The organism is Streptomyces sp. NBC_01294, from assembly GCF_035917235.1.
GTDB lineage: Bacteria > Actinomycetota > Actinomycetes > Streptomycetales > Streptomycetaceae > Streptomyces > Streptomyces caledonius.
This window is the reverse complement of record NZ_CP108423.1, coordinates 512,859-525,271: the sequence shown is the minus strand read 5'-3', so window position 1 is coordinate 525,271 and position 12,413 is coordinate 512,859. Positions and strand designations below refer to the sequence as shown.

Genomic DNA, 12,413 nt, shown 5'->3' with positions numbered 1-12,413 from the left:
CCTGGCAAGCCCGGAGCGACCGCCACGCCGGCCTTCTACGAGGCGACGGGCCGGCGGAACAGAGCCGTCCAGAGGAAGGACTCGCCGAAGAGCGGGGACTCGGCTGCCTCGTCGTTCATGCGGCGCAGCTCGACCTCGGTCAGGTCGCTGAAGATCGCGCGCAGGGACTCCGGCGTGTAGGCGAGCCCGCCCTGGAGGCCGGCCTCACGGTAGAAGGCCTCGTCGGGCAGCTCGGATCCCATCGCGCCCGCCGCGAAGCAGGTGAGCGCCAAGTGGCCGCCGGGGGCGAGGGCCCGTTCGAGGAGGGCGAGGTAGCTGATGCGGCGGTGGGGCGGTATGTGGTGGAAGCAGCCCGAGTCGTGGATGAGGTCGTACGGGCCGCTCAGCGTGGTCGCGGCGAGGGCGAAGGCATCGCCTTGGTGGAACCGGACATCGGCTCCCGCCTCGCGGGCCCGCTCCTCGGCCCAGGCGATGGCCGCCGCAGACAGGTCGACGGCGTCCACCTCGAAGCCCGCGGAGGCGAGGCGCAGCGCGTTGCGGCCGGGTCCGCACCCCAGGTCGAGGGCGCGGCCCGGGGAGATCAGGCCGCGGTCGAGGTACGAGACCAGGTTCTCGTCCGGCTTCGACACGAAGAACGGCACCGGCTTCGAGCGGTCCGCGTAGAAGCCGTCCCACCAGGAGGCGCCGTCGGCCGTCCAGCGGTCGGCCTCCGGTGCGAAGAGGCCGTCCAGGAGCCTCAGTACGTCGTCCACCGTGCGTATGTTCCGGTCCATCCGGCCCCCTCCCGTGATCACGATCCTATCTCGCGGCCGGACGGAAGGAATCGAACACGACCCGTATCCGATCCCTCGATTCCTTGAATCCACCGCAGTGCTGACGGCCCGTTCGCGCCTGCTCCTGGGCACCGGCCGGTGGCCCCGTCCCGGTGCGGACGGAGTGTGAATAGGGTGACCCCATGTCTGTCACGTTGAGCTCCGCGAAGGCCTCTGCCGCACTCCGCAGGTCGGCGCGGGTTTCCGCCGAGTTGCTGGTGGTCCTGGTCATGGCGGCGGCGGCCCTGTGGGTCCTGAGCCGGATGTGGTCGGTCGTCTGGCCGCTCATAGTCGCCATGTTCCTCACCACCCTGACCTGGCCCCTGGCCGCATTGCTGCGCCGGCGGGGGTGGCGGCCCGCCCTGGCCGCCACCGTGGTGACCGTGGGGTTCCTCCTGGTGGCCGCGGGCGTCGTGGCGCTGATCGCCGTGCCCGTGGCCTCCCAGTCGGGCGAACTGGTCGAAGGCGTGGCCGAGGGCATCCAACGGCTGCGCGAGTGGGCGGCCGGGCCGCCGCTGAACATCGGCGACGACCAGATCACCGGCGCCTTCGACGCCGCGACGGCCCGCCTCCAGAACAGCATCGGCAGCGCGGTCTCCACCGTCGTCACGGGGGTGGGTACCGTCTTCAGCGGCCTGGTCACCGCCGTGCTGTCGCTCTTCCTGATGTTCTTCTTCCTCAAGGACGGCCCCCGCTTCCTGCCGTGGCTCACCCGCCAACTCCCCGGCCGGCTCGCCGTCGACATCCCGGTCGTGGCCGAGCGCAGTTGGCAGACCCTGGGCTCGTTCGTCCGGTCCCAGGCCTTCGTCGGCCTCCTCGACGCCGTGTTCATCGGCCTGGGCCTGTGGATCGTGGGCGTGCCCCTGGTGCTGCCGCTGGCCGTTCTGACCTTCGTCTCCGCCTTCGTGCCGATCGTGGGAGCCCTGTTCGCCGGTCTGGTGGCGGTGCTCATCACGCTGGTGTCGAACGGCCTGACGGACGCGCTGATCGTGCTGGCCATCATCGTCGGCGTGCAGCAGCTCGAAGGAAACGTGTTCCAGCCGATGATCCAGAGCCGCAGTCTCGGTCTCCACGCGACGGTGATCCTGCTGGCGGTCACGCTGGGCGGCAGCCTGGCCGGCGTCGTGGGCAGCCTGCTGGCCGTACCGGTGGCCGCACTCGTCGCCGTCGTCTGGAACTACCTGCGCGACCAGCTCAGCGAACCACCGCACGAGCCGGAGCCCGACGAACGGCTGCCCACAGCTCCTGCCCCGTCATAGGACCGCGCCGCGGGGTCACCGCGGGGTCACCGCGAGGGCGAGCACCGTCACGTCGGCGGTGAGCACTAGGTTCCCCGTTGGGGTCTTTGTCGTTTTCGGACAGTGTGATGGGAATTCAGGTCGTTGTGTCCGAAGGGCCTCCGCGGGCGGGGCGGCGTTGTCGCACGCTGGAGCGGATCCGCGTCCCGGTCGGGGCGGGGGCACCGGGACGCACAGGGGGAACGTGATGGGGGTACGCGCGTGGACACGCGGATCGGCGGCCGTGGCGGGGGCCGCGCTGCTGGCCGGCGTGGCGTCGGGGCCGGCGAGCGGCGCGGAGCAGTGGCGGCCCAGGCCGGGGACCCTGTACATCTCCGACATCCGCCTCGGGGACGGGATCGGGTGGTACGCCGCTCCGGTCCAGCGGGGCTGGGGCCAGGAGCACGCATGCCTGGACGACTGGTCGGTACAGCCTCCCGAGGTGAACGTCTGGCACCGGGACTTCACGACCTCGGAGACCGCCTCCGCCCAGCAGAAGGTGGTGGTCTTCGCGACCGAGGCAGAGGCCATCGCGTTCGCGGACGCGGCCCGGCTGAACTTCGCCGACTGCCCGCGCCGCCAGAACGAGCCCGGTACGACCGCGACGGGCCATGACCACGGTGCGGTGGACGTGGAGGAGGGCGCCACGCTCCAGGGCATGTACACCTTCGACGCCGATGCCCAGGAGCGTCCCCACATGAACTACCTGTGGGGCGTGGGCCGTGACGGGGACACCGTCACGCTGGTCAACTGGTGGAGCTACTGGGGCGACCCGCCGGTGCAGGCATGGAAGAACATCCTCCGGACCGGGGTGAACAAACTGTACTGACCGAGGGACGGGGTGCCGGTGCCGGTGCCGGTGCCGGTGCCGGGCAGGAGCACCTGTGCCTGCCCGGCACCCGCGGGGGCGTCAGAGCGGTCGGGGCGGCTGGGTGCGCCAGAACGCGCACTGGTGGTCCGCCCCGAACGACGTGGTCGTCCGCGTGGCCGTGGGGTGGAGGGTGAGGACCGCGGAGGCGCCGGCTCCGGCCGCGGGCCACGGGGTCTGTCCCGCCACGACGGGGGCGCCGAAGCGGGCGAACGCCGCCCAGTGGCGCTTCATCCGGTTGCCGAGCGCGACCTGCACCGGGGTCAGCGGACGCTCGCCCATGGTGAAGTCGTGCAGATACGCCAGCTCCGCGCTGTGGGCGTTCGACTCGTCCAGGCCCGGCACCTGAGCGCCCGCGAGCGTCGGCGACCGGGGGTCGTCGAACTCGTAGACGTACGTCGGCACCTGGGAGGCGAAGAGCTGCGCCGTCCACGCCGTGTGGCAGGCGAAGGTCGAGTCCGTCATGACCGCCGACAGCGCCAGATACGGCGAGCCGTGGTCCGCGACCGGATAGCGGGCGAGCACCTCGGGTCCCGCGGCCCCGTACCCCGCCAGGATCTGCGCCGTGTACTGCTCGGCCGTCAGATGGGGCTGTGTCAGGGCGACGAAGAAGCGGGCTTCGGAGCGGGTGCTCCCGATCAGGACCGGCACCTTGTTCCACGCGCCGCTCCCGATGGCCTGTGCGGGGGCCAGCGGCAGCAGCCCGTCGCCCGACGCCGGACCCGGCGTGGGCAGCGTACGGGCCGCCTCGACCAGCGCCGCTCCGGAGGCGGCACGCAGGCAGGCGGCCACCTCCGCCCCGGCGGTGCATCCCGCACGCGCGGCGAAGGACCGCGCCTGCCCCTCGGCGCTCGCGCTGTCGGGCGTACGGAGCAGGGTGCACGGGCCGCTCTGCAGCACGGCCCGGTGGAACAGGCCCGCGGCCGACGGGGCGGCCAGCAGCGCGCAGACGGAGCCGCTGCCCGCGGACTGCCCGGAGATCGTGACGTTGGCCGGATTCCCGCCGAACGCGCCGATGTTCTGCCGGGTCCACTGCAGCGCCGCGAGCTGGTCCATCAGCCCGAAGGACCCGGAGCGCGGGTCGTTCTCCCGGCCCAGCTCGGGAAGAGCCAGATAACCGAGCTGCCCCAGCCGGTAGTTGATGCTGACGACCACGCTCTGGGTGAGGTCGGCCATGGTGCGCCCGCCGAACTGGGTGCCCGTGCCCTGGCTGTACGCGCCTCCGTGCATCCAGAGGACCACCGGGAGCCGGGCTCCCGGGCGGGCCGTCCTCGGCCGGTACACGTCCAGGTAGAGGCAGTCCTCGCTGACGGCCTGCGGATCGCTCAGGCCGAACGGCGAGAACTGCAGGCAGGCGGGGGCCTGTCGGACGGCGTCGCGCACGCCGTTCCAGCGGGGCGGCGGCTGAGGCGCCCGCAGCCGTGCGTCCCCGACCGGGGGAGCGGCGTAGGGGACACCGAGGAACTCCTGGGCCCCGTCCTGTGATTGGCCGCGCAGGGCGCCCTGCGCGACGGTGACCACCGGGCGCGGTGATCCGCCGGAGGCCGTCGCCGTCGCCGTCGCCGTCGCCGTCGCCGTCGCCGTCGCCGTCGCCGTCGCCGTCGCCGTCGCCGTCGCCGTCGCCGTCGCCGTCGCCGTCGCCGTCGCCGTCGCCGTCGCCGTCGCCGTCGCCGTCGTCGGCGCCGCCGAGACGAGGAGAGCCGCCAGCCCGAGGGCCGTACCGAGCAGGGATCTTGGGGATCTTGCCGAAGGCAGCCGGTTCCCGGGCCTCTTCATCCGTCCTCCTGGAGTCGTGCCGGTTCGTGCGGGGTCGTGCCGGGTCGTGCCGGGTCGTGCCGGGTCGTTCCCGGTCCCGACCGGCCGGGGCGGGGCGGTGGCGCGGTGCACCGCGCCGCCCCGCCCCGCCCCGGCCGGTGCCCGGGTCCTACGGGCGGAGCCCGGCGAGCAGGGCGGAGGTCACGGCGTGGTCCGCCGGGCCGGTGTTCCAGTCCGGGTTCATCGGGCTGACGGCGATCCGGCCGGCGCTCACGGCTTCGACGTCACCGCCCTTGGCGGCGGGCTGCAGGTCCACCTTCACGGTGATCTTCCAGGTGCCGTCGCCCGCGTCGGTGAAGTCCGGTTCGAGGAAGTTCTGCGGATCCTGGAAGGTCGCGGCCACCCCGGCGGCCTTGCCCGTGCCGTCCGCGCCGACGACCGGGTGGTTGACGTTCAGGCCGACGCCCTTGGGCAGCAGCGGACCGGACCGGGCCCGCGCCCGCAGCCGGTCGATCAGCTTGACCGCGAAGTCGACCGTGGGCCCCATGGCGTTGACCGTGGTGACCGGGTCGGGCGCGCTCAGGCCGCCGGTGCTCAGCGCGATGGCCGGTACGCCGGACTCCAGCGCGGTGACGGCGCCGCCGACCGTACCGGAGTGGGTGGCGAGCCCGGCGACGTTCGGGCCGAAGTTGGTGCCGGAGACGACCAGGTCGGGGGCGGCGCCGGCGAAGACCTCGGACAGTCCGAAGGCGACGGAGTCGCCCGGAGTGCCGTCGACGGCCCAGACCTTCGGCTCGGGGTGCTTCACCGTGATCGTGGGGGCGTTCATCATCTTCGTGCCGGTGCCGCTCTGGTTGGTGAGCGGGGCGACGATCGTGACGTCGTGTCCGGCGGCGGTCAGCCGCTCGAAGGCCTTGCGGATGCCCGGCGCGTTGTATCCGTCGTCGTTGGTGAGCAGGATCCGCAACGGGCCGGCGGGCGCGGCCGCCGGCGTCGCGGAGGGCGCGGTCTGCGGCGAGGCGACCGCCGGTGCGGTGCCGGCCAGGGCCGGCGTGCACAGCATCAGGGCGGCCAGCGGCAGAACTCGCTTGCGTCTCACAGAGTGCTCCTTCAGAGGGGAGGGAGATGAGGGTGAGTGGGGTGGTGAGCCGGCGGGCGCGCGACCCTCGGCGTGCGCCCGCCGGAGTTCCGGCCGGGCCCGTCCCGCGGGACGGACCCGGGGGAGTGGGATCAGCGCACGCTGCGGATCGGGAGGATGGCGAGCGCGCCGATCAGGGAGAGGACACCGCCGGCCAGGAAGAGCGGGGTGTAGCCGCCCAGCGCGGTGACGATGGCCGAGGCGACGAAGGGGGCGATGATCTGCGGTCCCGCGTTCGCGATGTTGAGGACGCCCATGTCGCGGGCGGCGTCCTCGGCCCGCGGGAGGACGAGGGTGACGAGCGCGGTGTCGACGGCCATGAAGCATCCGAAGGCGAGGCCGTTGAGCGCGCTGAAGACGAGCATGCCGGTCCAGGTCGGGCTGACCACGGGGACCACCATGACGAGCCCGGCGAGGGCGGCCGATACGCCGACGAACACCTTGCGCCGGTTCCAGCGGTCGGACAGCAGACCGCCCAGCACGGTGGAGACGGCCATCGCGACCATCGACACCGGGGTGAGCACGGCCATCGCGGCGGGCGGGGTGAGTCCGGCGGGCAGCGCGATGTGGTCGCCGAGGATGTACAGCTGGTAGCCGATGACGGAGAAGTAGCCGAGGACCATCAGGGCCCGGCCGATGAAGGCCCACCGGAAGTCGTGGTTGGCCAACGCCGAGAGGAATGCGGCCAGTTGGGCGCGCTTGGGTGCGGCCGGCGCGTCGGCGGCGGGCCCGGTGCGCGGGATGTCCCGGCAGAAGCCGGTGAGCAGCAGCGCGGACACGGCGACGATCGCACCGAGGACGAGGTAGCCGGTGCGCAGGTGTTCCGCGGTCTGGGAGGCGACGAGCACGCCGACCGTGCCGCCGATGGGCAGGCCGAGCCCCACCAGCGCGGACGCGGTGCCGCGGCGGGTGGCGGCGACCCGGTCGGGCACGATCGCGGTGACCGCGGCCTGATAGACGTTCATGGTGGCCTGGATCAGGCACCAGCCGATGCCGACGAGCAGCGCGGTGGTCACGTTGCCGAGGAAGGCCAGGCCGGCGAGCGAGGCCAGGGCGCCGCCCAGGATCCAGGGGTTGCGGCGCCCGCTGCGGTCGGAGAGGGCGCCGGCGATCGGATTGAAGGCGGTGGCGAAGATCGCGCTGATGCCGCCGATCAGGCCCAGGACGGCGACCTTGTCATCGGGGGCGATCGCGGCGATCTGCGTGGGCAGCAGCACGGAGCCGACACCCATGTAGACCGCCATCAACGCGGAGTTGGCGACCAGCAGCAGGGGCAGGAGCCCACGCTGGCGGGCGGGTTCCGGAATCGGGGGGACGGTCGGATCGGCTACTTCGTGCGTGGCCATGACGACTCCTCGGGGGACGGAGCGGGGAGGTGGCGTGCGTGGGGGAGGGGGCGCGCCGCGAGCGGACGCCGGGCGGCGTCGTCACCGGGAGGTGCGGCGGCCTGACGCGGATTTACTTGATGTTGTTACACGTGTCACCAAGTGCGCTGGAGACTGTGTAGCACCCATTTCCGGGCTCCGCCAGAGCCTGAGCCGGGTCGTTGCGCAGATCGTGACCGACGCCGGCTGCGGTGGGGCAAGACGTGTAACCACCGTCTGACGGTCACTGTGCAGGGTCGATGTGTCGAAAAACCCTCTTGCACTTGTGGCGGCCGTCACGCATCGGCAATACTCCGTGCCGCACCGCGACGACCTCGTCGCCGGAGGGCGTCCTGCCCCGGCGGTGGCGGCGGTCGCTCCTTCTGCGGGCCGTGCGCTCCCCGACGCATCCCGCTCCCCTGCGCTCCCCGGCGCGTCCTGCTTCCGTGTGCCCCGGCATCCCCCGTTCCCGTGCGCTTCCCCGTCGCGCCCCGTTCCCGTGTGCCCCACCGCACCTCGGTCCCGTGTGCCTCGCCGCGCCCGTTCCCGAGTGCCCCGCCCTACCCCGTTCCCGAGTGCTCCCCGCTCCCGTGCCTGCTCTCCGCGTGCCCCACCGCCTGGGGAGACGACCGTGAAAGGCCCGCCATGTTCCCCTCACCCTCCCTCGTGCCGCCGCCACGCCCGCCTCACCCGGCCCTCCCGCCCCGGCACCACCTGCCGGCGGCTCCGCCGCGCCATGCGCTCGCCCTCGGGATCAGCCTCCTGCTCCTGTCGCTGCTGGTCGGACTGCTGCTCCGGCTGGACCCGCAGCCCTTCTTCCAGGGGCTCGACGACCGCTGGGCGGCCGCGGTGAACGATTCCTCCGCCGCGGCGTCCGGCGGATCCGACGGACTCGGCGGGTTCACCATCGTTCTCGACCGGCTCGGCGGCCCGCTCGGCATGATCCTGCCGCTCCTGCTGATCGGCTGCCTCTGCGTCTACGGACGCTGGCGCTCGGGGCTGTTCGTCTTCGCGGCGACCGTCGTCGCCAACGTCGTCGTGCTCCTGCCCCTCAAGCAGCTGGCCGACCGCCCTCGCCCGCCGCACCCGTGGGTCCTGGTCAACGACGGTTCGTACCCCTCCGGCCAGGTGTTCAGCGCGGTGACCCTCGTGATCGTGGCTGCGGTGGTGGTGTTCCCGCCCCGTGCGCGACGCTGGTGGTGGGCGTTCGGCGCCTCGTACGTCCTCGCCATGATGGGGAGCCGGACCTGGCTGCACGCCCAGTGGCTCAGTGACACCCTCGCCGGCGCCCTCGTCGGCGTCGGAACCTGCCTCGTGCTGTGGCGGGTCTTCGCGCCGTTGCTGGAGGCGGAGTCGGAGCGCATGGCCTCGAACAGCCTGTGGCTGTGAGGTGCGGCCCCGAGTGTCCGCGTATAGCGATGCGTTGACGATCGACAATTTCACGCCATAATCTCAGGTGTCGACGTGCATCCGGTGCGCGGCAGGCAGGAAGGAACGGCACATGCCCCACTCCCCAGGCCAGGACCAGACGGTGGTGGATCTCCCCGCAGGGCGCCTGCGCGGCGCGAGCGAGGGCGGCGTGGCCGTCTTCCGCGCCGTGCCCTACGCCGCGCCTCCGATCGGTGACCTGCGCTGGAGGCCCGCGCAGCCGCACGCCGGGTGGAGCGGTACGCGGGACGCCACCGCCGACGGCCCGAGCGCCCCGCAGATGTACCGCGAAGGCGGCGACCCCGTGCTCGGCGGGCACGGGTCGCCCCCCTTCGACGAGGACTGCCTGACCCTGAACGTCTGGACGCCCGCCGCCGACGGCGCCCGCCGCCCGGTGCTCGTCTGGATCCACGGCGGAGGCTTCGTGTCGGGCTCCGGCTCGCTGCCCGGCTACTCGGGCGAGACCTTCGCGCGCGACGGCGACCTCGTGGTGGTCAGCATCAACTACCGCATCGGGCCGCTGGGTTACCTGTACACCGACGAGGGTGACGACGGCGACGAGGGTGGCAACCACTGGCTCACCGACCAGCTCGCCGCCCTGCGCTGGGTGAAGGAGAACATCGCCTCCCTCGGCGGCGACCCGGACCGCATCACGGTCGCCGGCCAGTCGGGCGGCGCGGTCTCCACCGCCGCGCTCGCCGGACATCCGCAGGCCCAGGGCCTGATCCGGCGGGTGATCCTGCAGAGTCCGCCCTTCGGCCTGGACCTCCCCGACCCGGACGCCTACCTGGAGCGCACCGCCGCCTTTCTCGAGCTGGCGGGCGCCAAGGACCTGGCGGAACTGCGCGCGCTGCCCTGGCAGGAGCTGATCGGGGCGGGCGCCGGACTGTTCGCGCAGACCATGCGGTGGGGGTACTGGCCCACGCCCTTCCTGCCCGTGATCGACGGGGTCACCCTCCGCAGCCACCCGGCGCAGGCCCTGCTGGACGGAGCGGCGGCCGGCATCGACGTCATGATCGGCTGGACGCGGGAAGAGGCGAACTTCGGCTTCGCCCTCGACGAGGGCTACGCCGCGGCGACCCGGGAGCAGGTGACCGACCGCATCGCGGACACGTTCGGGAGCGCGGCCGCCGCCGGTGTCTACGCGGCGTACGAGCGGGCCCGGCCCGGCGCCGGGCCCGCCGACGTCCTGATGGACCTGATCACGGACGAGCTCTTCCGGGTGCCGGCCGTCCGGCTGGCCGAGGCCAGGGCCGAGTCGGGCAGCCCGGTGTGGGCCTACCAGTTCGACCTTCCCACGCCCGCGTACGAGGGCCGGCTCGGCGCCGCGCACTGCCTCGAACTCCCCTTCGTCTTCGACAACTTCGACCAGTGGGCGCACGCGCCCTTCCTGGCCGGGCTCCGTCCCGCCGTCCGAGACGGCCTCGCGTACGCCATGCACCGCGCCTGGATCGCCTTCGTCCGCACCGGCGACCCGAACCATCCGGACCTGCCGCAGTGGCGGCGCTACGACACGCAGTCGCGCACCACGATGCGCTTCGACTCGGTCGTGACGGCCCTCGACGACCTCGCCGGCGCCTCCCGGCTGCTGCACGGTCCCGCCCGCACGTCCGGGCACGCCTCCGCTCCCTTGATTTAACTCGTGTAACCTGAAAAGGAAGGAGCAACCGAGCAGCAACCCGAGCAGAAGGAGCGTCGAGGGACGTCATGGCCAAAGACATACACGTCCCCGCATCCATCACCAGCGCCGACGTGGCCCGCCTCGCCGGGGTCTCGCGCGCCACGGTGTCCTTCGTCCTGAACGACACCCAGGGCCACCGGGTCAGCGCGAGCACCCGCGCCCGGGTGCTCGACGCGGCCAGGCAACTCGGCTACGTCCCGCACGCCGCCGCCCGGTCCCTGCGCGCCGGCCGCAGCAACCTCGTCCTGATGCCCGCGTCGATCTCCGCGGTCGGCCGCCTCGTCAGCGACTGGGTCGACGACCTGCACAGCGAGCTCGACCGGTTCGGCTACACGGCCGTGCTCCACGCGGGCCGCTTCGCCGACCCCGTGGACGCCGCCCGGGCCTGGGCCGAACTGCGCCCCGCGGCCGTCGTCGCGCTGGACGGCGACCGCTTCACCGCCCAGGCCGCCGAGGTTCTGGGCCGCGCCGGCGTGCGCGGCCTGCTGGCCTTCGCGACCCACCCCGTCGAGGGCGTGCACACCATCGGCTTCGACCACACCCACATCGGCGCCACCGCGGCCGAGCACCTTATCGCCCGCGGCCGGACCAGGATCGGCGTCGTCATGCCCCAGGAGCGCGGCCTCGGCACCCTCGCCGAGCCGCGCCTCGCGGGCGCCGAGTCGGTCGCGGCCCGGCACATGGCGACCGTCACCCCGGTGGAGATGGCCTACACCCGCGAGTCCGCGGCAGCGCTCGCCCGGCGCTGGCGGAGCCTGGGCCTGGACGCCGTCTTCACCTACAACGACGAGTACGCCGCGCTGCTGCTGCACGCGCTTCGGGCCGAGGGCATCGTCGTACCGGACGACGTCGCCCTCGTCGGCTGCGACGACCTCGTCCTCTCCGCCCTCCAGCAGCCCGCGCTCACCACGGTCCGGCTGGACATGCCGTCGGCCGCGCGGATCGCCAACGCCGTGCACGAGCTGATCGAGACCGGGACGGCGACGCCGGTGCAGGCCGTGGAAGCCGTCCTGGTCCAGCGACTGTCCTCCTGAGACCGGCCGAGTACGCGTCCTGAGGGGCCGGGGGACACAGCGTCCCCCGGCCCCTCAGGCGGCTCGGACCGCGGCCGTCATCCGCCGTCGGTCACCGCCGCGCCGGCGCCCGCGGCCGCCCCCCGACGGTCGTGGGCGCGGCGTTCGTGGGTCCGTACGCGTTCCCGGGCGAGCGCCGGGTGGAAGAGCCACCACACCAGCAGGCCCGCCCCCGCGCCCGCGGCGGCTCCGGCCGCCGTGTCGCTGATCCAGTGCGCGTGCAGCCAGGTACGGCTCCACATCATGGCCAGCGTGAACACCGCGCCCCCGAGCCACCACGCCCGCCGCCGGGCGGCCGGGACCAGCAGCGCCCCGACGACGATGACGAGGAGCGCCGCCGTGGCCGCGTGCCCGGACGGGAACGAGCCGTGGTCGACGCGGACCAGCGGGTCGGCCGGGCGCGGGCGGTCCACCAGGTGCTTGAGGCTCTGCACGACGAGCATGTTGCCGCCGAAGTAGACGGTGAGCAGGAAGCCGACCGAAGCCCAGCGCCTGCGGACGAGCAGCAGGATCAGCAGGGAGAGCGGCACGAGCGCGCCGACCGGGCCGCCGAACCAGTCCAGGGCCGTGGCGGCGGCCCGGTAGAGCCCCTCGTGGGGACCGCCCATCCAGACCAGCCAGCGCTCGTCCAGTTCCTGGAAGGGCGGATCCGCGACATCGGAGCGGACGACGAGGGCCGACAGCCCGGCGGCCCCCAGGAGCAGGAGACCCGCCAGGAGGCGGCCGGGGCCGCGGGCCGCCTCGGAGGCGGACGCGGCGCGGCGCTCGCTCCTGCGGGGCCCGTCGGGTCCGTCAGGTCCGTCGGGCCGGTCAGGTCCGCCGGCTGTGCCGGGCCCGTCGGCCCTGTCGGCCCTGTCGGCTCTGTCGGGTCTGTCGTACGGGGTGGTGGCGGGATTGCCGGACATGGCTGCCTCTCGCGGCCGCGGGAGGGCCCGCGGCCGTGTGTGCTCTGGAGGGAACGGGGGCGCGGCCGGGGCCGCGCCCCCGCGGCGGTACGAGAACGGGGGACCGGGACGT

The 12,413-nt window shown here is 73.4% G+C and carries 10 protein-coding genes; 5 read left to right on the top strand and 5 right to left on the bottom strand.

The window, feature by feature from the left end; translation table 11 throughout:
* Nucleotides 1–35: 35 nt before the first annotated feature.
* Nucleotides 36–773, bottom strand: a complete 738-nt coding sequence (locus tag OG534_RS02570; RefSeq protein ID WP_326586428.1) for a class I SAM-dependent methyltransferase — start codon at nucleotides 771–773, stop codon at nucleotides 36–38.
* Between the two features lie 182 nt (nucleotides 774–955).
* Between OG534_RS02570 and OG534_RS02565 the strand changes: the two genes are divergently transcribed.
* Both OG534_RS02565 and OG534_RS02560 read left to right on the top strand, forming a co-directional pair.
* Nucleotides 956–2,071 carry an AI-2E family transporter gene (locus OG534_RS02565; protein ID WP_326586427.1) on the top strand — a complete coding sequence of 372 codons (1,116 nt, stop codon included), beginning with the start codon at nucleotides 956–958 and terminating at the stop codon, nucleotides 2,069–2,071.
* 226 nt (nucleotides 2,072–2,297) lie between these two features.
* Nucleotides 2,298–2,918, top strand: a complete 621-nt coding sequence (locus tag OG534_RS02560) for a hypothetical protein (protein ID WP_326586426.1) — start codon at nucleotides 2,298–2,300, stop codon at nucleotides 2,916–2,918.
* A gap of 81 nt (nucleotides 2,919–2,999) precedes the next feature.
* Here OG534_RS02560 and OG534_RS02555 read toward each other — a convergent pair whose 3' ends face one another.
* The 3 genes from OG534_RS02555 to OG534_RS02545 all read right to left on the bottom strand — a co-directional run bounded on the left by OG534_RS02555 (nucleotide 3,000) and on the right by OG534_RS02545 (nucleotide 7,196).
* Nucleotides 3,000–4,733 carry a carboxylesterase/lipase family protein gene (locus tag OG534_RS02555; protein WP_326586425.1) on the bottom strand — a complete coding sequence of 578 codons (1,734 nt, stop codon included), beginning with the start codon at nucleotides 4,731–4,733 and terminating at the stop codon, nucleotides 3,000–3,002.
* 148 nt (nucleotides 4,734–4,881) lie between these two features.
* Nucleotides 4,882–5,811 (bottom strand): 5'/3'-nucleotidase SurE, encoded by a 930-nt coding sequence (surE, locus tag OG534_RS02550; RefSeq protein WP_326586424.1) that lies wholly within the window; start codon nucleotides 5,809–5,811, stop codon nucleotides 4,882–4,884.
* A 131-nt stretch (nucleotides 5,812–5,942) separates the two neighbouring features.
* Nucleotides 5,943–7,196, bottom strand: coding sequence for an MFS transporter (locus OG534_RS02545; RefSeq protein WP_326586423.1), 1,254 nt, complete (start codon nucleotides 7,194–7,196; stop codon nucleotides 5,943–5,945).
* 663 nt (nucleotides 7,197–7,859) lie between these two features.
* Here OG534_RS02545 and OG534_RS02540 point away from each other — a divergent pair.
* The 3 genes from OG534_RS02540 to OG534_RS02530 all read left to right on the top strand — a co-directional run bounded on the left by OG534_RS02540 (nucleotide 7,860) and on the right by OG534_RS02530 (nucleotide 11,357).
* Nucleotides 7,860–8,603 (top strand): phosphatase PAP2 family protein, encoded by a 744-nt coding sequence (locus OG534_RS02540; protein WP_326586422.1) that lies wholly within the window; start codon nucleotides 7,860–7,862, stop codon nucleotides 8,601–8,603.
* A gap of 112 nt (nucleotides 8,604–8,715) precedes the next feature.
* Nucleotides 8,716–10,281 (top strand): carboxylesterase/lipase family protein, encoded by a 1,566-nt coding sequence (locus OG534_RS02535; protein ID WP_326586421.1) that lies wholly within the window; start codon nucleotides 8,716–8,718, stop codon nucleotides 10,279–10,281.
* 68 nt (nucleotides 10,282–10,349) lie between these two features.
* Nucleotides 10,350–11,357, top strand: coding sequence for a LacI family DNA-binding transcriptional regulator (locus tag OG534_RS02530; protein WP_326586420.1), 1,008 nt, complete (start codon nucleotides 10,350–10,352; stop codon nucleotides 11,355–11,357).
* Nucleotides 11,358–11,434: 77 nt separating this feature from the next.
* Here OG534_RS02530 and OG534_RS02525 read toward each other — a convergent pair whose 3' ends face one another.
* On the bottom strand, nucleotides 11,435–12,301 hold the full coding sequence (locus tag OG534_RS02525) for a phosphatase PAP2 family protein (RefSeq protein WP_326586419.1): 867 nt from the start codon (nucleotides 12,299–12,301) through the stop codon (nucleotides 11,435–11,437).
* Nucleotides 12,302–12,413 lie beyond the last annotated feature (112 nt).

Coding starts and splice junctions, on each gene's coding strand:
- OG534_RS02540 (WP_326586422.1), top strand. CDS start 7,860: ATGTTCCCCTCACCCTCCCTCGTGCCGCCGCCACGCCCGCCTCACCCG.
- OG534_RS02560 (WP_326586426.1), top strand. CDS start 2,298: ATGGGGGTACGCGCGTGGACACGCGGATCGGCGGCCGTGGCGGGGGCC.
- OG534_RS02570 (WP_326586428.1), bottom strand. CDS start 773: ATGGACCGGAACATACGCACGGTGGACGACGTACTGAGGCTCCTGGAC.
- OG534_RS02565 (WP_326586427.1), top strand. CDS start 956: ATGTCTGTCACGTTGAGCTCCGCGAAGGCCTCTGCCGCACTCCGCAGG.
- OG534_RS02525 (WP_326586419.1), bottom strand. CDS start 12,301: ATGTCCGGCAATCCCGCCACCACCCCGTACGACAGACCCGACAGAGCC.
- OG534_RS02555 (WP_326586425.1), bottom strand. CDS start 4,733: ATGAAGAGGCCCGGGAACCGGCTGCCTTCGGCAAGATCCCCAAGATCC.
- OG534_RS02530 (WP_326586420.1), top strand. CDS start 10,350: ATGGCCAAAGACATACACGTCCCCGCATCCATCACCAGCGCCGACGTG.
- OG534_RS02545 (WP_326586423.1), bottom strand. CDS start 7,196: ATGGCCACGCACGAAGTAGCCGATCCGACCGTCCCCCCGATTCCGGAA.
- OG534_RS02535 (WP_326586421.1), top strand. CDS start 8,716: ATGCCCCACTCCCCAGGCCAGGACCAGACGGTGGTGGATCTCCCCGCA.